Source organism: Streptomyces sp. NBRC 110035, from assembly GCF_000829695.1.
Taxonomy (GTDB): Bacteria; Actinomycetota; Actinomycetes; order Streptomycetales; family Streptomycetaceae; genus Streptomyces.
Genome location: NZ_BBNN01000016.1, coordinates 176,814 through 195,974 on the forward strand (window position 1 = coordinate 176,814; position 19,161 = coordinate 195,974).

Below are 19,161 nucleotides of genomic sequence, written 5' to 3' on the forward strand. Positions count from 1 at the left end.
AAACAGGGAAGGCCGGAACGCAGACGTTCCGGCCTTCCCTGCGTATGCTCCGCCGAGAGGCGTGCGCGCGGGCGCGTACGCCTCTCGCCGTGCCGCCCGAAGCGGAGAGCGAGCTTGTCAGTTGTGTCGAGATCGTGAAAAGCTCGTCCACCTCCCCGAGGGTTTCTCCAACTGCGCTTTCAGAATGCCGAGTTGACCTCGTTCGTGGATGCAGGAGACTCATGCCCGACCTGCCGGCCCCTCAGGACGCCACCGAGGCAGCACTGTTCTCCGAGTGCTGGGACGCGGTGCTCTCGTACGCCGATCTCTGCACGGCCGGTTCCACCGCCGCCGCGCAACTCGCGCGCGAGGCGTTCGCACACGGCATACGGGCGGTGCGCGAGGCAGAGGCGAGTACGGTGCGCGGCACCGGCCGCCGCTCCTCCAGGCTGCCCCGAATACCCCTGCTGCTGGCCGCCGTTCGCACCACGGCCGCGGACTGGGAGGACATCGGACAGGGGCACCGGCTCGATCCCGACCTGCGGCTGTGGCTCCACTCGGACAAGGCCGCCCGCTACACCGGCCCGCCGCTGAGCCGCCCGATCGCCCTGCGCGGACTGCGCGATCTGCAGCAGGCCGACGCCGAACTCCTCTGGCTGGCCGAGGCGGAGTCCCTGCCCCTGCCCCTGGTGGCCCGCAGGCTCGGCCTCGACCCCGCCACCGCCGCGGACGAACTCGCCCAGGTCCGCCGCCTGTTCCGGGACCGCTGCCACCGCAACCACCTCGACTCGCCGATGGACGCGGAGTGCCGCAGCTACGCCCGGCTGCTGGACGCCGTCACCCGCTCGCCCGCAGCCGACACCCCCGACGACCTGTCCCGGCACCTCGCCGTCTGCGTGCAGTGCGCCGAGGCCGCCTCCTGCCTGCGGCTGCACGGCGGCGGACTGCCCGTCGCGCTCACCGGCGGGATCATCGGCTGGGGTGGCCTCGCCTACCTGGAGCGCCGCCGCCGCGCGGCCGAGGCACGCCTCGGCCCCGGCCGCCCCGACGGACCCGGCGCGGACGGAGCCCCGGCCGGCGCATCGGACCGGGCGCGCGTCGTCCGCAACCGGCTGATGGTCGCCGCCGTCCTGGTGTCGGGAATCGCGCTCGCCGTCTCCCTGACGCAGTTCGGTGGCGCGGAGAAAGGCAGCGCCGCCCGCCCCGACGCCGACCGCCGGGCGGTGGCCGACCCGGATCCGTACCCGCCCGAGGGCCCCGGCGCCGCCCCACCCGCCTCGGCCCCCGGCGCCGCATCCACCGACGCTCACGAACCTTCCGCCGACGGACGCGCCCCGGGCCGGTCGGCCACCGACCCCGACACCGGCCCCCACTCCGACCCCGACCCCGACCCCGAACCGCAGGGCAGCACCTCCGCCACGGCCTCCCCGCCCCGGACCACCGCGCCCGCCGAGCCGGCCGTCTGCCACGCCACGTACGACCTGGGCAACCAGTGGCCCGACGGCTTCCAGGCCACCCTGACCGTCACCACGGCAGAGCCCCTCGAATCCTGGCGCGTCGCCTTCACCTTCCGGGACGGCCAGCGCGTGACCCAGATGTGGGACGCCCGAGCGAGCCAGCAGGGCTCCCGCGTCACCGCCACCCCCGCCGACTACAACAAGAGGGTCCCCGCCGGCGGGAAACTGGCCTTCGGCTTCCTCGCCTCCTGGACCGGCGAGAACTCCCCGCCCACCGACGTCACCCTCAACGGCCGCTCCTGCGCGAGCGGGTGACGGGGTCCGGCGGGCCCGTACCGGGGGCGGGACGCGGTGGGCGCGGTGGGTGCGGAAAAGGAGTGGCCGTCCGGCTGATCGGCACTCTACCCTGGGCGCGGAAGTGAGCAGGGCCGTTGGCTGCTGCTGTCGTTGGTACGTGTGGTGAAAGGGAGGTGTGACCGATGGCTGTTTCCGTGAGGGGTGCTGCCCGCATCCGGACGTCCGTTCATCCCACCTCCGTGGCCCTCGGCTGACACCTCTTCCTCTGCCGCGCCTGTGAAGCGCGGTGCCGGGGCCGCCCTTCGAAGGGTTTCCCTTGAACCTCTCCTCTTCTCCTTCCGCTTCCCCGCATCCTCTCGCCGCCTTCGGCTGGGACGAGGCCTGGGAGGACGCGTTCTCCCCGTACGGCGCGCAGGGGCTGCTGCCCGGCCGTGTGGTGCGGGTCGACCGCGGGCAGTGCGACGTCGTCACCGGTGACGGGACCGTGCGGGCCGACACCGCGTTCGTCACCCCGCACGACCCCCTGCGGGTCGTGTGCACCGGGGACTGGGCCGCCGTCGACCCGGACGGGGGCACGCCGAGGTATGTGCGTGCCCGCCTCCCGCGGCGCACCGCCTTCGTGCGGTCCACCTCGTCCAAGCGGTCCGAGGGGCAGATCCTCGCCGCCAACGTGGACCACGCCGTCATCGCCGTCCCGCTCGCCGTCGAGCTCGACCTGGCCCGGATCGAGCGGTTCCTCGCACTCGCCTGGGAGTCCGGGGCCCGGCCGGTGGTCGTGCTCACCAAGGCCGACCTCGTGCCGGACGCGGTGACGCTGGCGCACCTGGTCCAGGACGTGGAGACCAGCGCGCCCGGCGTGCCGGTACTCGCCGTCAGCGCGCAGGACGGGGAAGGGCTCGACGTTCTCACCGCCGTCGCCGCCGGGGGTACCTCCGTCCTGATCGGCCAGTCCGGCGCCGGCAAGTCCACCCTCGCCAACGCCCTCCTCGGCGAGGACGTGATGGACGTACGGGCCGCCCGTGACGTCGACGGCAAGGGCCGGCACACCACCACCACCCGCAACCTGCTCGCCCTGCCCGGCGGGGGCGTCCTCATCGACACCCCGGGCCTGCGGGGCGTCGGCCTCTGGGACGCCGGCAGCGGTGTCGGCCAGGTGTTCTCCGAGATCGAGGAGCTCGCCGAGGGCTGCCGCTTCCACGACTGCGCCCACGAGAGCGAGCCGGGCTGCGCCGTGACCGAGGCCATCGAGACCGGTGCCCTCCCGGAACGCCGCCTCGAGAGCTACCGCAAGCTGCTCCGCGAGAACCGGCGCATCGTCGCCAAGACCGACGCACGCCTCCGCGCCGAGATCCGCAAGGACTGGAAGCGGAAGGGGGCGATCGGCAGGGCCGCCATGGAGGCGAAGAGGGGCGGCGACAGCCGCCGGCGGTAACACCGGTCGCCCGTCCGAACGCCGGCAGCGGCCGTCCGCCGAGTACCGGGCGGCCGCCCGCCCTCCCGTCCTTCACGTCCGATTTCCGCCAGCCGGGGTCCGCCGGCCGGTGGAGACTGGACGGCGTGACGGACGAGGACAGCAGGTACGAGGCGGTGCGCAGCCGGGACGGACGGTTCGACGGGGCGTTCTTCTTCGCCGTCGCGACCACCGGGATCTACTGCCGTCCCAGCTGCCCCGCGGTCACGCCCAAGCGACGCAACGTGCGGTTCTTCCCGACCGCCGCCGCCGCGCAGGGCGCCGGGTTCCGGGCCTGCCGGCGGTGCCGTCCGGACGCCGTTCCCGGCTCCGCCGAGTGGAACGTACGCGCCGACGTCGTGGGCCGGGCCGTGCGACTGATCGCCGACGGCGTCGTCGACCGCGAAGGGGTCGCCGGACTGGCCGCACGGCTCGGCTACAGCGCCCGCCAGGTGCAGCGCCAGCTCACCGGCGAACTCGGCGCGGGACCCGTCGCACTCGCCCGGGCGCAGCGGGCGCACACCGCGCGCGTGCTCCTCCAGACCACCATGCTCCCGGTCACCGGGATCGCCTTCGCCGCCGGGTTCGCCAGCGTGCGGCAGTTCAACGAGACCGTCCGGGCCGTGTACGCCGCCACTCCCAGCGAACTGCGTGCCGCCGCGCCACGGAGCGGCCGGGCCGGCCACCGCACGGCCACTCCCCCCGCCGGTGTCCCCCTGCGCCTCGCCCACCGCGGCCCCTACCAGCCCGGACCCGTCTTCGACCTGCTGGAACGCGAGGCCGTCCCGGGCGTCGAGGACGTCACCGGCACCCCGGGCACCCGCACCTACCGGCGCACCCTCCGGCTTCCGTACGGCACCGGCACCACCGCCGTCGACGAACATCCCGGCGCCGCCCGCACCGGCTCCGGCGCCCGCCCCGGCGGCTGGCTCGACGCCCGCATCCACCTCACCGACCTCCGCGACCTGACCACCGCCGTACAGCGGCTGCGCCGCCTGTTCGACCTGGACGCGGACCCCTACGCCGTCGACGAACGGCTCGGCGCCGACACGCGGCTCGCCCCACTGGTCGCCGCCCGGCCGGGACTGCGCTCGCCGGGCACCACCGACCCCGCCGAACTCGCCGTACGGGCCCTGGTGGGGCGTGGCGAGGCCACACGGCTGGTCCAGCGGTACGGCAAGACGCTCGACGCCCCCTGCGGCACCCTCACCCACCTCTTCCCCGAACCGTCCGTCCTCGCCGACGCCGAACCCGGAGGCACCCTGGGTGCGCTCACCGCCGCCCTCGCCGACGGCGCCGTACGGCTCGACCCCGGCGCCGACCGGGACGAGTCCGCGGACGCCCTGACCGGCGTTCCGGGCCTGGACGTCCGTACCATCGCCGAGATCCGCACCCGCGCGCTCGGCGACCCGGACGTGGCCCTGCCCGGCCCCGACCTGCCCGACAGCTGGCGCCCCTGGCGCTCATACGCCCTGAACCACCTGCGCGCGGCAGGGGAGTTGGAGTACTCATGAACACGACCACGAACGCGACCACGAGCACGACGGCGGACGGCACGGTCGGCACAGGCACAGGCACGAGTACCGGCACGGGTACGGACACGTACTGGACCAGTGTCGACAGCCCTCTCGGGAAACTGCTTCTCACCGCCGGCCCGGACGGGGCGCTGACCTCGCTCTCCGTGCCCGGGCAGAAGGGCGGGCGCAGTGTGCGGGAGGCCTGGCGGCAGGACCCGGGCCCGTTCCGTGCGGCCGAGGAGCAGCTCGCCGCGTACTTCGCCGGTGAGCTCGAGGACTTCCGGCTGCTGCTGCACACCGCCGGCACCCCCTTCCGGGAGAAGGTCTGGGCCGCGCTCGGTGACATCCCCTACGGGGCGACCGTGTCGTACGGGGAGATCGCCGCGCGGATCGGCGCCCCCAGGGCCGCCGTACGGGCCGTCGGCGGGGCGATCGGCGCGAACCCGCTGCTGATCGTGCGCCCCTGCCACCGGGTGATCGGCGCCGACGGGAGGCTGACCGGATACGCGGGCGGCCTGGACCGCAAGATCCACCTGCTCACCCACGAGGGAGCACTGCGGCCGTAGCCGCGGACCGGTGGACCGGCAGGCCGGCCGGCCTGCCGGTCATCGCCAGACGACCGTGACGAGCCATGCCGCCGTGATCAGCAGGCAGGTGAACAGTTCGGTCAGCACGCTCCAGCCGCCCGAGCGCATCGCCGTACGCGTCGCCGTCACCGCTTCGCCGCGGCGGCCCAGGCGGACCCGCTCGCAGGCGTGGATCCCGGCCACGAATCCCGGGACCGCGCCCAGGACGGGCACCAGGACGAAGCCCAGGAACGCCCCCGCGCCCGCGTACGCCAGCACCCGGCCGTCGATGCCGCCGGCCCGGAGCCGGCGGGGCGGCAGGGTCCAGCGGACCACCTGGGACAGGAGCAGGGCGACCGTCGCGCCGACCAGTACCCACCACGTCACGGGCCGCGGGTCCTTCAGCGCCCACCACAGGATCGCGGCCCACACCAGCCACGACCCCGGCACCCCGGGCAGCAGTACTCCGCACAGGCCGAACAGGATCACCAGTCCGGTCAGCAGGAGATCCCACGCTCCCATCTGTCCAGGGTGCCGGAGGGCGGCCGGAGGCGCAGACCAGGTGTGGGGCTCCCACCGGCCCCTCGCGTCGAACAACCGTGCCCCGTGTGCCTCATGTGCCCCATGTGTCCCGAGTGGCCGTGGTGCCGTAGGCCGCGCGGTGCCGGGAACGGATTTCCCCTGCTCCGTTCTCATCGGGTCTCATCGGGCCCGCGCGGTGGACAATGCAAGGTATGAGCGAGCAGGGGGGCAGGTCCACCGGCCACGAGGACGACTGGTGGGGGCAGTTGTACGACGGTGCCACCGCGGACACGGGCTCCGCGCCCGCGCCCGATTCCCTGGAGGACCGCTTCGACTCCGTGGCCGGCACGGTGAACGAGGGGGCGGACGGTCCGGTGGGCGAGCCGGCGCACGGAGGGCCTTCCACGGGGAACCCGTCCGGCACGCAGCCGTCCGGCACACAGTCCTCCGGTGGCCGGACGCCCCACCCGCCGCAAGGAGCACCGCCGGCCTGGCCCCCGCCGGGCCGCACGACTTCGGCGACCGGCTTTCCCGCCCCACCCGATGCCGTCCCCGGCCCCACCCCCACCGGCGCCTCCCCCGGCCCCCGGGCCCCGCGCCTCGTCCCGCCCGTGGAACCGCCGCCCTCGCCGCGCGGCCACGTGGGCTCCCGGCCGCCCACCTACGACGCCGAGCCCACCGCGCTGCCCGCCGCCGACCCCCACGCACTGGAGGACCTGGTCCCGGACACCGTGCTCGACGGCGCCCGGTACGGTTCCTGCACCCTGCGGGCCGCCTCCGTACGCGGTGACTCCGCGCGGTACCGGGGCGAACCGCGGTGGGACGCCCTGCTGACCGCCCGGTTCGGCAGCGGGGACCGGGCCCTGGTGCTGGTGGCGGTCGCCACCGGCGTACGGGGCGCCCCCGGAGCGCATCGTGCGGCCGCCGAGGCCTGCCGGTGGATCGGCAAGGCGGTGGGCCTCAGCCACGCCCGTCTGGCCGAGGACATCAGGGCGGGCCGGCGCGGTGACCTCAAGTCGGGGCTGCACCGCCTCACCGACCGCACCCTCGGCAGGCTCCGCGCGGGCGCCGCCGAGCAGGGCCTCGAACCCGAGGCGTACGCGGCCACCCTGCGCTGCCTGCTGCTGCCCGCCGACCCCGGCTGCCGGACCCGCGTCTTCTTCGGGGTCGGCGACGGCGGACTGTTCCGGCTGCGGGGCGGGGCGTGGCAGGACATCGAACCGGAGGCCGCCGAGGCCAGGGGCGGGGCCGTGCTCGGCTTCGGCTCGCCGCCCTCCGAGACCCCCGAGGGCGACCGGCTCACCATGGACCTCGGCATACCGACACCCCCGAGCCGGTACGAGCCCGCCCCCGGCCCTGCGCGCGAGCCCTTCCGTTTCCGTACGTCCGTCGCCCGCGAGGGTGACACCCTCCTGCTGTGCAGTCCTGGCCTGGCCGACCCGCTGCGCGGCGAGGAGGAACTCCGCGCCCACCTCGCCGTGCGGTGGTCCCGCCCCGGACCGCCGGGCCTCGCCGCGTTCCTCGCCGACACCCAGGTACGGGTCAAGGGATACGCGGACGACCGCACGGCCGCCGCCGTCTGGGAGGCGTGAACCCGCCGGGTGTGACTCCATGGAACCCGGACGAGGATCCAGGGATTCACGGACACCGAAGGGGCACCTGGGAACCATGGCCAAACAGAACGTCGCGGAACAGTTCGTCGACATCCTGACCCGCGCGGGAGTCAAACGCCTCTACGGCGTCGTCGGCGACAGCCTCAACCCCGTCGTCGACGCCGTGCGCCGCAACTCCGCCATCGACTGGGTCCACGTCCGGCACGAGGAGACCGCCGCCTTCGCCGCCAGTGCGGAGGCGCAGATCACCGGCAGCCTCGCCGCCTGCGCCGGCTCCTGCGGGCCCGGCAACCTCCACCTCATCAACGGGCTGTACGACGCCCACCGGTCCATGGCCCCGGTCCTCGCCCTCGCCTCGCACATCCCCTCCAGCGAGATCGGCCTCGGCTACTTCCAGGAGACCCATCCCGACCAGCTGTTCCGCGAGTGCAGCCACTACAGCGAGATGATCTCCAACCCCCAGCAGATGCCCCGGCTGCTCCAGACCGCGATCCAGAACGCGGTCGGCCGCTCCGGCGTCAGCGTCGTCACCCTCCCCGGTGACATCGCCGACCGGCAGGCCCCCGACCAGGCCGCCGAGACCGCCCTGGTCACCTCCCGCCCCTCGGTCCGCCCCGGCGACGCCGAGATCGACCGCCTGATCGACATGATCGACTCCGCCGGAAAGGTCACCCTCTTCTGCGGCAGCGGCACCCAGGGCGCGCACGCCGAGGTCATGGAACTCGCCCAGAAGATCAAGTCCCCGGTCGGGCACGCCCTGCGCGGCAAGGAATGGATCCAGTACGACAACCCGTACGACGTCGGCATGAGCGGGCTGCTCGGATACGGCGCCGCCTACGAGGCCACCCACGAGTGCGACCTGCTGATCCTGCTCGGCACCGACTTCCCGTACAACGCCTTCCTCCCCGACGACGTGAAGATCGTCCAGGTCGACGTGCGGCCCGAGCACCTCGGCCGGCGCTCGAAGCTGGACCTCGCGGTGTGGGGCGACGTGCGGGAGACGCTGCGCTGCCTGACCCCGAGGATCAAGGCCAAGGACGACCGCAGGTTCCTCGACCGGATGCTGAGGAAGCACGCGGACGCGCTGGAGGGGGTGGTGAAGGCGTACACGCGCAAGGTGGAGAAGCACGTGCCGATCCACCCCGAGTACGCGGCCTCCCTCCTGGACGAAATCGCCGACGACGACGCGGTGTTCACCGTGGACACCGGGATGTGCAACGTCTGGGCGGCCCGCTACCTCTCGCCCAACGGCCGTCGCCGGGTCATCGGTTCGTTCTCGCACGGTTCGATGGCGAACGCGCTGCCGATGGCGATCGGGGCGCAGTTCGTGGACCAGGGCCGGCAGGTCGTGTCGATGTCCGGCGACGGCGGGTTCACCATGCTCATGGGGGACTTCCTCACCCTCGTCCAGTACGACCTGCCGGTGAAGGTCGTCGTCTTCAACAACTCCTCCCTGAGCATGGTCGAGTTGGAGATGCTGGTCGCCGGGCTGCCCTCGCACGGCACCACCACCAAGAACCCGGACTTCGCCGCCGTCGCCCGCGCGTGCGGCGCGTACGGGGTGCGGGTGGAGAAGCCGAAGGACCTCGCCGGGGCACTCAGGTCCGCGTTCAAGCACAAGGGCCCGGCCCTCGTCGACGTCGTCACCGACCCCAACGCGCTGTCCATCCCGCCGAAGATCAAGGCCGAGATGGTGACCGGCTTCGCGCTGTCCGCGTCGAAGATGGTGCTGGACGGCGGGGTCGGCAGGATGCTCCAGATGGCGCGCTCCAACCTGCGCAACGTGCCGCGCCCGTGAAGGGGTTCAGTCTGTGCGGGGTGCCCAGCGGCGGTTGGAGGTGTCGTACTCGTAGCGGGGCAGCCCCGCGATGCCGCTGGTGCGGAAGGGACGGCCGCCGTCGTCGATCCGGACGGTGCCGGAGCGGCCGCCCGAGGACCAGTCCAGCTCCAGGTACCAGCGGCAGTCGCAGTCCGCGGTCCTGGCGGTCACCTCCAGCACCTCCGGATCCTTCGCGGAGACCCGGTAGGGCATGCGGACCGCCGGGATCGGCGTACCGGCGTCGTTCCCCGCGACCGCGCGGGCGATCGGCCGGTCCTTGTCCAGGTCCACCGCGAAGTACCGCGGGGTGAGGGCGCCGCCGCAGCCCTGGTCCATGGCGTACGCGTTGCCCGGAGCGGGGTCGGCGCGGCCGGTCACCCGGACCCGCAGCGCCGTGAGGACGACTGCAGTGTCCGACGTCCCCTGTACGGACAGTCTCACGATCGTCTCGCCCCCGTGCACCGCCGCCTGCGTGGCCGCCCAGGTACCGGCATCCTGCGGGACCGGGGGCGGGGGCACCTGGGCGGGCGGCTTGGCGACGACGTAGTCGTGACCGCAGCCGTACGCCCAGGCCTGGGAATCCGCGGTCCAGGCGAGAGGCGCACCGGCGGGTGCGGGGGAGCCCCCGGACGAGCCGCTGGAGGAACCGTCGGAGCCGCCCCCCGCGGAACTCCCGGAGGTGCCGCCGGGAGCGGCCGGGCCGGAGGGCCCGCGCCCGGTTCCGGAGCCGTCCGGTGAGCGCTCCGGGCGTCCGGACGAGGCGGACGCCGAGGCGGGCGGTGACGGGACACGCAGACCCGGTGCCGTGGGGTCCACGAAGGAGGTCGGTACGGAGTCGGCGGTGGCCCGGGAGGTGTCGTCGGGGGAGGAGCGGTGGCCGTCCCGCAGCGCGGCCAGCGTGCCCACGGTGGCGAGCAACGCGCACGCGACGGCCAGAACACCCGCGACGCGCGGGCGCCGGTACCAGGGGCGCGGCCGGGGGAGGGGCCGGCCGGCCGGGGGGTGAGGACCGATGACGACGCCCGCGTCCAGGCGCGGTCGATCGGTGCCGGGGACGATCCCGGAAGCGGTGTCCGTGTCCATGGCGGTGTCATCCTGGGCCCCGGCCCCGTCGCCACTGGTCGTCTCTGCGGGACGGCTGTTCGTGCGCCCGGTGACCGGAGCCGTGGTGGCAGGTGGAGTGTCCACGACCGCCGCTGCCGGCGCCTCTCCCGCTCGCGGTCGTTGCCGTATCTCGACGGCCAGGAGCCAGCGGCGGTGGAGGTCCAGGCGTTCCGCGCCCGAGGCCCCGCACAGGGCGGCGAAGCGTTCCACCGGAGCGAAGTCGAGGGGGACCGCCTCGCCCGCGCAGTAGCGGTGCAGCGTCGAGGTGTTCATGTTCAGGCGGCGGGCCAGCGAGCCGTAACTGCGGCCCGTACGTTCCTTGAGCTCCCGCAGCCGTGCCGCGAACTCGGCCACGTCGTCCTGTGCCGACACCTTCACCCCGCGCGCACTCGTCGGGCCGGACGGGCCCGGGACGGCATCCCAGGCACTTCATGTACCTGCACGTCAGACGGGCTGGGATGGTTCCATGCCCCGGGAACGGCCGCCGACGCTTGCGCCTGCCTCCCGGGACGGCAGATGCTCCTGGTGTCGCCCCGACGGCCACCGGACGGACCGTCCAGGCCATCCCGGCAGCACCCGCATCCCACCACACACTCCTCACGGGGGACACCCATGCCCATGCGCACCCGGGCCGCCGCACTCTCCGTCATCACCCTCCTCGCACTCGCCGCCGTCACGTCGCTCACCGGGCCGGCCGGAGCCGCGCCTGCCACGGACGTGGCGCCGAAGGCACAGCAGGCGAAGGCACGGCAGGCGAAGGCCGTGCCACCCAAGTTCCTCGCGGCGTCCCAGCTTCCGCCGCACCCGTCGTCCGAGTGGACGGCCGGGCCCGTCACCGACGGCTTCCCGATCGAGCTCGCCCCCTGTCTGGGAGAGGACGGCGTTCCGGCCTACGACTACCGGCACCGGGTCTTCCACACCGAACCGGACACGGGCGCCGTGCAGGCCACGGTCGTGACGGGCTCGGCCGCCCAGGGCAAGGCACTGGCCGCCCTGATCAACAAGAGGATCCGTTCCTGCGCGGACCGCATCGAGCAGTCGGACCCGGAGACCGGGGCCGAGGGCCGGTACTACGGCTCGCTGCCGGTCGAGGAGGGCGCACAGGTCCACGGGCTGCACACCCGTGCCTCCTGGGGCGCCACCGACATCCACCTGCTGTCGGTGGGACGCGACGGCAGGACGGTCACCATCGTGAGCTGGGGGCAGATGGGCGACTTCGGCAACGCCCCGGTGGCCGCCTTCAAGAAGACGACGACCAAGGCCGTCAACAGGCTGTACTGACACCGACGTCCGGAGGGGAACTGTCCGGAAGTGAGCTGTCCGGAGGGGAACTGTCCGGAAGAGCGTGGTCCGCAACGGGCCGCACGACCACCGCGGACCCGGGGCCGTCCTCTCGCCACGGGGGTCGGGAGGACGGCCCCGCACACGTGTGTGGCCGTTGAAGTTCGGCCAATATCCGGCTTTGACGACGCCTTGTGACCGCCGCATGACTGCCGCGTGGGTGACAGGGCATGGATTCTCCCGGACATGTTCGAGCCGCAGGGGGAATCGACACCGGAACGTGGGCGGGGGCCATGAGAAGGCAGGCACAGGGGGGTTGTCCCGGCGCGGCCGGGACCGGCTCGGTGACGACCGTGGACGGGACGGCCGACGGGGACGCGGCGCAGACACCGAAGGCGGCCCGGCTGCAACGTCGGCTGGGGCGCGCGGACCTGCGGGCGGTGCCCGAGTCCCGCCACGACCTACGACACATGCTCAGGCACTGGGGGAGGCCAGGACAGTCGGAGACGGCGGAGCTCCTCACCACCGAGCTCGTCACCAACGCCCTGATCCACACCGACCGGGCGGCGGTCCTGACGGCCACCGTCGGACCTCGCGGATTACGGGTCGAGGTACGGGACTTCGTGGACCACGAACCCCGGCCGCGGGTACCGGCCGCCGACGACGGTACGCACGGCCGTGGACTGGTCCTGGTCGAGTCCCTCGCCGACGCGTGGGGGATCAGGGCGCACGGGGTGGGCAAGGCGGTCTGGTTCGAACTCGAGACGGACGCCGCCTGATACCGGCACCGGCACCGACGCACCCGACGGGACGGGGTACGGCCCGTGCGGCCGTACCCCGTCCCGTCGAGTGCCCCGTCCCGCCCGCGTCAGCCGAACTGCTGCTCCAGGTCCTTGAGCTTGCGCTCGAGGGAGTCCAGACGCGGCAGCGCCTGGGTGTCGTCCTCCGCGGTGAGGTCGACGGTCATCGGGTCGGAACGCCCGCGTACCGGCTGCAGGGACGGACGCGAGCGCACGGGCAGGACGGCCTCCGGCGCCGCTATGGCAGGCTCCTTGGTCGCCATGTCGTCCGCCCGCTCCACGGTCGGGGCCTCCATGGGATGGCCACCGCCGCCCACGAGAGCGCGGTGGCCCCGGCTGATGGCCTTCAAGCGCGCCCGCTCCACCCGCTCCTGGTCGCGCCGGCGCCGGCGTGTCTCGTCCTTCTGGCGCTGGTCCTCGCGGACCTCCTCGACCGCTTCGTCGAGGCTGCGTACGCCCTCCAGCAGCATCAGCGACCAGGCACGGTACGTCTCCCGGGGAGCCCGCAGCCAGCGGACGATCCGGATCTGCGGCAACGGACGCGGCACCAGGCCCTGTTCGCGCAGGGCGGCCCGGCGGGTCTGCTTCAGCGCGCGGTCGAACAGCACGGCCGCCGACAGGGACATGCCCGCGAAGAAGTGCGGAGCGCCCGCGTGCCCCACGCCCCGGGGAGCGTGCACCCAGTTGAACCAGGCCGCGGCGAACGCGAAGGTCCACACGAGTATGCGGGAGCCGAGCGCCGCGTCACCGTGGCTGGCCTCGCGCACGGCGAGCACCGAGCAGAACATCGCCGCGCCGTCCAGACCGAAGGGCACGAGGTACTGCCAGCCGCCGGACAGGCCGAGGTTCTGCTCGCCGAAGCCGACCAGACCGTGGAAGGAGAGCGCTGCCGCCACCGCGGCACAGCAGAACAGCAGGATGTAGGAGACGGTGCCGTACAGAGCCTCCTTGCGCCTGCGGCGCTCCTCGCTGCGCTCCCACGAGTCGTCCGCGCTCGTGTCCTTGACCGAGGAGCGCTTGCCGCGCGCGAGCACCGCCACCGCCGCCAGCATGCCCAGGAGCAGCACGGCGCCCGGAAGCAGCCAGTTCAGCGATATGTCGGTCAGTCTCATCTAGGGGTCCCTTGCATTGGGATAGGGCGTAACGCCCGCCATAGTGGCCCAATCCCGCCGTTCCTCTGGGGATTTCGGGGCAAGTGGTCGCCATTAGAGGTGCGAGGGGATGCCCAGGGCGGCGTTCTGTTGGAACTGACGCGCGAGGGGCGGGAGTTGGGTTCGAATGAGACTACCCGTACGGGTGGTTCCGTGAGTACACCTCGCAACGGGCGAGGGAATCGTGAAGACCCTGTGACCTTCGTGGTGGTGCGGAGCCGGCGGATCCAGTGGGCGGACGGGCGGGGCGGCGAGGGGCGCGCCGAGTGGCGCGGCGTCAGCTCGCCTTCGCCACCGGCATGGTGGTGACCTCGGTGGGCATGCTGATGACCTTGCCGGTGGCCGCCTTCTCGCTCACCCTTCCGGTGCCGCAGGTGCGCGGGCAGGTGGCGCAGACGTCGTCGGGGCGCAGGGTGTAGAACATGCAGCAGCTGATCCGGTCCCGGGTGTGCGTGGCCTGGCCGTCGGGCCCCGTGGCCGGGCGGAAACCCGCCGAGCCGACGTACGGCTTGGTGGCGCCCGGCAGCAGCAGTTCCAGCTCCCGCAGGGCCCGCTCCTCCTCGCCGAGGAGTTGCCCGATGTACCGCAGGCTCTCCACGACCTCGTCGGTCGCCATGCCCCACAGGGCGCGGCCGCGACGGCGCATCCTCGGGCCGAAGCCCGTGAGGACGGGTCCGAGGTGTTCGGCGACGGCGGCGCGCACCTCGGCGCGCAGGGCCTCCTCGTCCACCACCACGCGGGCGCCGGGCAGCGCGGCCGCCGGGTCGTGCGGAAGGCAGGCGAAGGTGTGGGGGCGTACGGCCATGCGGCCCACGGCGAGTCCGGCGGCGACACGGTCGAAGGAGACGTGGGTCACGGGGTAACGGGGCACGCGGCGGTGCAGGAACCACGGCACGGTGATCAGCAGACAGGCGGGCCAGGCGTAGCGGTGCAGGCCGAAGCTGGCGACCACGTCGGGGCGGGCCTGCTGTCCGTAGTCCCGCAGTACCTGGCTGTCGTCCCAGGCCAGGAAGGCGTCCAGCGCGGAGCCGCCGTCCCCCTCGGCCAGCGCGTCGGCGGACACCCAGGCGCCCTCCCGGGGTACTTCCTCGTCGGCGGCGAGCTCCGTGACGGCGAATGCCGGGAAGGCCTCCGCCAGGCGGGCGTACGCGTCCGCGACGGCCGAACCGGTCGCTGCCATGGGACCACCCCTTCACGTGTCGCCGAACCGGCCCGACGCCGGGCCGGTAAAGGTAAGGCTCACCTTACCCAAGATCTTCGAGATGTGAAGCGGGGGCCCGTGCCCGTATGGTGCGTGACGGGCAAACGACAAACCGCCGTAATGACCCCACGTACCGAAACGTCCCGAGGAGGACCCCGTGAGGCAGGGCGCGAAGGGCTTCGCAGGGGCGGGTGGCACCGGGACCGGGCGGGACGGCACGGGCGCGGGCGGAGGCAGGGGACCGGCCCGGTCCGGCGTACGGAGCGGCGGAGCCGACGCCGCACCCGGCCGGGACGACGCCGTACGCGGTGAGCACACCCGCGGCGAACCGCCCGCCGTCCTTCCCCGGCCCCGCACACCCCTCCAGCGGTCCTCCGTGCGCGGGCAGGTCCTCGCCGCGCTGCGCACCGCGCTGGTGACGGGCGACCTGCGGCCCGGCGCGGTGTACTCCGCGCCGGTGCTGGCCGAGCGGTTCGGGGTCTCCGCGACACCCGTCCGGGAGGCCATGCAGCAGCTCACCCTCGAGGGCGCGGTCGAGGTCGTGCCCAACCGGGGCTTCAGGGTCGTCGAACGGGGCGACCGGGAGCTCGCCGAACTGGCCGAGGTCCGGGCGCTGATCGAGGTCCCGGTGATGCTGCGGCTGGCCGCTACGGTGCCCGCCGAACGCTGGGCCGGACTGCGCCCCCTCGCCGAGGCCACCGTCCGGGCCGCCTCCTCCGGCTGCCGGGCCACGTACGCCGAGTCCGACCGGGCCTTCCACCGCGCGGTGCTCGCCCTCGCGGGCAACGAACAACTGGTCCGCATCGCCGAGGACCTCCACCGCCGCGCCCAGTGGCCCCTGGCCGGCAGCGCCCCCGGGGTGCGGGGCCGCGCGGAGCTGATCGCCGACGCGCACGAACACACGGCTCTGCTCGACGCGTTGACCGTCGGCGATCTGGACGTGGTCCGGTCGCTGGTGGGGGAGCACTTCAACGGGGCGGGCTGAGCGGTCGGCGCCGGTGGTGCCCCTCCCGCCTCCGCCGCCGCCCCGTTCCGTCCCTGGGGGCCGTGCCCCCGGATTACCTCGACGCGTTGACCGTCGGCGATCTGGACGTGGTCCGGTCGCTGGTGGGGGGGCGCTTCAACGGGGCGGGCGGTGATGCCCCTCCCGCCTCCGCCGCCCCGTCCCGCCCTGTCTCCGCCGCCCCGTCCCCTCCCGCCTCCGACCCGCCCCGTTCCCTCCCTGGGGGAGCGCCCCCAGACCCCCTTCAGATCCGAACGGGCCTCGTCCTCGAACGCCGGACGGGCCGGGTGCGGCCGAGGTCGTCATGCCGTTGCCGCGCCCGGGCTCTGCGGTGCCAGCTGGCGGGACAGCCAGGTGGGGACGCCGCCGAGCAGGCGCAGCAGCCGACGGGCCTCCTCGCGCAGACGGGACGCCTCCGGCTCGGTCTCCGTGTCGGCGAGGGAGACCAGGGCCGGGGCTGTGCCGACCAGATAGCCCAACTCCTCGCGGATCCGCAGCGACTCGGCGAAGCCGTGCCGCGCCTCCGCCAACTCGCCCTCCCGCAGGGCGAGTCCGGCGAGGTGGCGCCAGGTGCCGGAGAGCAGCAGTGGATCGGCGTGCGTGGTGGCGCCCGCGTGGGCGCGGCGGTACGCGGCACGCGCCGACTGCGGGGAGCGGGCCAGGTTCTCGGCGATCAGCCCGCGCCGGAAGTCCAGCAGTGCCCGTGCCGGGGCTCCCGGAGGGATCAGCGCCGCCGCGCGCCCGAGCGCGGCCCGCGCCTCGTCGGCCCGGTCGCGCACCGCGAGCAGGGTGGCGGCGTAGGCCAGGTACCCGCGTTCACAGGCCGCGGCACCCCGTTCGTCATCGGTGTCGGCCAGCGCCTCGGCCGTCCGCAGCGCGTCCTCGGCCTCGCCCCAGCCCGCCTCCGTGTACAGGCACCGCTCCACCAGGAGCGACGACCGCTGCAGCGCCGCGGCCGGGGTGCTCGGGGTGAGCAGGGCGGCGGCGTCGGCCCAGCAGGCGCGTGAGCGCAACCGCCATACCGCGGTCTGGAGGGGATCGTCACCAGCGGTCGTTCCGTTACCAGACATGGCGGTGTGCGCCACGTTGCCCTCCCCGAGCACGCCATCGAGCTGTTGAGTGGTGGCCGCATCTCAGCACGAACAACGGGGCCGGGCCAAGAGGGTGGGTGAAGGATTTCACAAAGTCGTGGATCAACGGGCCCGAACGGTGGACTGCCCGACGGCGCCCGCGACTCCCCACCGGCGCACGCCCTCACCACGCGCCACCCCCGCCCCGCGAACTCCGGCCGGCCGTCCGGCCGTCAGCTCATGCGCAGGGCCAGGAAGAAGTCCAGCTTGTCCTCCAGGCGGGACAGGTCACGGCCCGTCAGCTGCTCGATGCGCCCCACCCGGTACCGCAGCGTGTTGACGTGCAGGTGCAGCCGGGCGGCGCAGCGGGTCCAGGAACCGTCGCAGTCCAAGAAGGCCTCCAGCGTGGGGATCAGTTCGGCGCGGTGGCGCCGGTCGTAGTCCCGCAGCGGGCCCAGGAGACGCGCGGTGAAGGCCCGCCGTACGTCGTCGGGGACGAACGGGAGCAGCAGGACGTGCGAGGCCAGCTCGTGGTGGCCGGCCGCGCAGACCCGGCCCGGCCGCGCCGCGGCCACGCGCCGCGCGTGCCGGGCCTCCTCCAGGGCCCCGCGCAGCCCCTCCGCCGAGTGCACGGCCGCGCTGACCCCGAGGGTGAGCCGCCCGTCGCCGTCCAGGCCTGCCGTCAGCGGCTCCCGTACGGACTCCAGCAGCACGTCGGCGAGAAGTCCCCGCCCCTCGGCACCCTCGTGCTCGCCGGCCACCGCGGGCAGCGGGACGAGCGCGACCGCCTCGTCCCCGGTGTGCGCCACCGCGATCCGGTCGGAGTGCTCGGGCCCCGTCGACGAGGGGTCGACCAGGATCTCCTCGAGCAGCGCCTGCGCCGCCGCCCCGTCCCCGGACCCGCCGCCGTCCCAGTCGACCCGCGCGACGACCACCTGCCAGTGCGGCGCGGCCCCGGGAGCGGGCACCAGCACCGGCGCCGCCACCCGGAGCCGGGCCGCGACCTCGGCCGGCGCCGCGCCCGCCTGCACCAGCTCCAGCACCTCCTGCGCGAGCCGGCGCCGTACCGTGCGCGCCGCGTTCCGGCGGTCCCGCTCGACCGCGATCAGCTGGGTGACCCCGTACAGCAGGTCCAGTCGCTCCTCGGCCCAGTCCCCGGCGTCCGCCTCGACCACCAGCAGCCAGTCCGACAGCACCGTCTCCCTGCCGTCCCTGCCGTCCCGCAGCTCCGGCGAGGCCGGTGTGCCCGGCCCGCCCGGCCCGGGCTGTGCGGGCTGCGGGGCTTGTGCGGCCTGCGGAGCGGCCGTCACCGTCCGGCCCGTGAGTCCACCGCCGCGCACCGGGAAGAGGCTGTACGTCGTCCGGTCGTCCAGGGTCACCCGGAGCGGGCCGCCGCGGTCGCCGCGGGCGGCGGCCAGCTGCTCCGACGCGAGCCGCACGCACACGTCGTCGGGCAGCCGCGGCCCCGCCTCCGAACCCGCGATCAGCCGCCCGGTCGGTGAGAGCACCCACGCCCGCAGGTCCAGGTCGGTGCCGAGCAGGTCGAGCACCGCGTCCGGGCCGCTGCCCGCCGGGCCCGACGTCATCAGCCGCCGGTGCCGGTCCACCACGGCCGCGAGGTCCCCGGCCCGTTCGCCGGACACCTGCCGTACGACATGCTCGGTGACCGTCGCGAAGGCCACCGACTCGTGCACCGCGAACAGCGGCAGCCGGTGTCGCGCACAGGCCACGACCAGGTCCTCCGGGACGGTGCCCAGCTCCGCCTCGCCGGCCGCCAGGGCGACGACCCCCGCCTTCACCAGACGCCGTACGAACGGTTCGGAGTCGGCGGCGTCCCGGCGCCAGGCCAGACCGGAGAGCACGAGTTCCCCGCCGGAGAGGTAGCGGCTGGGGTCCCGCAGGTCGGTGGTCATCACCCTGTGCACGGTGCGGTCCAGCTCGTCCTCGCCGCCGAGCAGCGCGAGCCCCAGCGCGTCGGTCTCCAGCAGTGCGCGCAGCCGCATTCTCGTCGCCGCCGTTCCCTGTCTCGATGTGTACCGATGTCTACGATGGGCCTGTGGGGACCCGCTCACAGGCCGTGGACGGTCCGCGGGGGGCTTCCCCGCAGCGCCCGGGTGAGTGGCCGATCCGGCACGGTCGCCCGTCCCCCCCGGACTGTGTACTCCGTCTCTTCCGTGTCCGTTGTTTCCGGAGGAAGACAAGGAGGTTACTGAGGTCCTCTTTTCATACGAATCTACAAGATGCCCCCGCTGGCCAGGCAACTCCTTCATGTCTTTCGTGACTGACCCGGGTGGAGCAGCGGGCGGTGTACTGAGGCCACTCCGCGTGAAT

At 73.9% G+C, this 19,161-nt stretch carries 15 protein-coding genes; 9 read left to right on the forward strand and 6 right to left on the reverse strand.

Annotation, left to right across the window (positions count from 1 at the left end):
• Positions 1–221: 221 nt before the first annotated feature.
• The 4 genes from TU30_RS03340 to TU30_RS03355 all read left to right on the forward strand — a co-directional run bounded on the left by TU30_RS03340 (position 222) and on the right by TU30_RS03355 (position 5,266).
• Complete coding sequence (locus TU30_RS03340; RefSeq protein WP_042164284.1) at positions 222–1,751, forward strand: cellulose-binding domain-containing protein; 1,530 nt, start codon at positions 222–224, stop codon at positions 1,749–1,751.
• A 298-nt stretch (positions 1,752–2,049) separates the two neighbouring features.
• Entirely contained in the window at positions 2,050–3,165 is a 1,116-nt protein-coding gene (rsgA, locus tag TU30_RS03345) for a ribosome small subunit-dependent GTPase A (protein WP_042164286.1), read from the forward strand.
• Between the two features lie 125 nt (positions 3,166–3,290).
• Entirely contained in the window at positions 3,291–4,697 is a 1,407-nt protein-coding gene (locus TU30_RS03350; protein WP_042164288.1) for a bifunctional transcriptional activator/DNA repair enzyme AdaA, read from the forward strand.
• On the forward strand, positions 4,694–5,266 hold the full coding sequence (locus TU30_RS03355; protein WP_078878082.1) for a methylated-DNA--[protein]-cysteine S-methyltransferase: 573 nt from the start codon (positions 4,694–4,696) through the stop codon (positions 5,264–5,266). Before TU30_RS03350 ends, TU30_RS03355 begins: the two co-directional genes overlap by 4 nt.
• Positions 5,267–5,305: 39 nt before the next feature.
• Here TU30_RS03355 and TU30_RS03360 read toward each other — a convergent pair whose 3' ends face one another.
• Positions 5,306–5,788, reverse strand: a complete 483-nt coding sequence (locus tag TU30_RS03360) for a DUF456 domain-containing protein (RefSeq protein ID WP_042164291.1) — start codon at positions 5,786–5,788, stop codon at positions 5,306–5,308.
• A gap of 212 nt (positions 5,789–6,000) precedes the next feature.
• On the opposite strand from TU30_RS03360, the gene TU30_RS03365 reads away from it, so the two are divergent.
• On the forward strand, positions 6,001–7,380 hold the full coding sequence (locus TU30_RS03365; RefSeq protein ID WP_042164293.1) for a protein phosphatase 2C domain-containing protein: 1,380 nt from the start codon (positions 6,001–6,003) through the stop codon (positions 7,378–7,380).
• A gap of 76 nt (positions 7,381–7,456) precedes the next feature.
• Positions 7,457–9,199: a pyruvate dehydrogenase gene (locus TU30_RS03370; RefSeq protein ID WP_042164294.1), complete on the forward strand. Its 1,743-nt coding sequence runs from the start codon at positions 7,457–7,459 to the stop codon at positions 9,197–9,199.
• A gap of 6 nt (positions 9,200–9,205) precedes the next feature.
• Here TU30_RS03370 and TU30_RS03375 read toward each other — a convergent pair whose 3' ends face one another.
• Complete coding sequence (locus TU30_RS03375; RefSeq protein ID WP_042164770.1) at positions 9,206–10,696, reverse strand: helix-turn-helix transcriptional regulator; 1,491 nt, start codon at positions 10,694–10,696, stop codon at positions 9,206–9,208.
• A gap of 240 nt (positions 10,697–10,936) precedes the next feature.
• Between TU30_RS03375 and TU30_RS03380 the strand changes: the two genes are divergently transcribed.
• On the forward strand, positions 10,937–11,605 hold the full coding sequence (locus TU30_RS03380) for a hypothetical protein (RefSeq protein ID WP_042164296.1): 669 nt from the start codon (positions 10,937–10,939) through the stop codon (positions 11,603–11,605).
• Between the two features lie 344 nt (positions 11,606–11,949).
• On the forward strand, positions 11,950–12,384 hold the full coding sequence (locus TU30_RS03385) for an ATP-binding protein (protein ID WP_370626549.1): 435 nt from the start codon (positions 11,950–11,952) through the stop codon (positions 12,382–12,384).
• An 89-nt stretch (positions 12,385–12,473) separates the two neighbouring features.
• On the opposite strand, the gene TU30_RS03390 is transcribed toward TU30_RS03385, so the two are convergent.
• A complete protein-coding gene (locus TU30_RS03390; RefSeq protein ID WP_042164297.1) occupies positions 12,474–13,517 on the reverse strand; it encodes a DUF2637 domain-containing protein in 1,044 nt (347 codons plus the stop codon).
• A 316-nt stretch (positions 13,518–13,833) separates the two neighbouring features.
• Positions 13,834–14,736, reverse strand: coding sequence for a (2Fe-2S)-binding protein (locus TU30_RS03395; RefSeq protein ID WP_042164299.1), 903 nt, complete (start codon positions 14,734–14,736; stop codon positions 13,834–13,836).
• A 178-nt stretch (positions 14,737–14,914) separates the two neighbouring features.
• Here TU30_RS03395 and TU30_RS03400 point away from each other — a divergent pair, with 178 nt between their 5' ends.
• Positions 14,915–15,742 (forward strand): GntR family transcriptional regulator, encoded by an 828-nt coding sequence (locus TU30_RS03400; protein ID WP_042164301.1) that lies wholly within the window; start codon positions 14,915–14,917, stop codon positions 15,740–15,742.
• Between the two features lie 320 nt (positions 15,743–16,062).
• Here TU30_RS03400 and TU30_RS03405 read toward each other — a convergent pair whose 3' ends face one another.
• Together TU30_RS03405 and TU30_RS03410 are read right to left on the reverse strand one after the other, a co-directional pair.
• Positions 16,063–16,830, reverse strand: coding sequence for a hypothetical protein (locus TU30_RS03405; protein ID WP_042164774.1), 768 nt, complete (start codon positions 16,828–16,830; stop codon positions 16,063–16,065).
• A 233-nt stretch (positions 16,831–17,063) separates the two neighbouring features.
• Positions 17,064–18,833 (reverse strand): PucR family transcriptional regulator ligand-binding domain-containing protein, encoded by a 1,770-nt coding sequence (locus tag TU30_RS03410; protein WP_042164303.1) that lies wholly within the window; start codon positions 18,831–18,833, stop codon positions 17,064–17,066.
• Between the last annotated feature and the right edge of the window lie 328 nt (positions 18,834–19,161).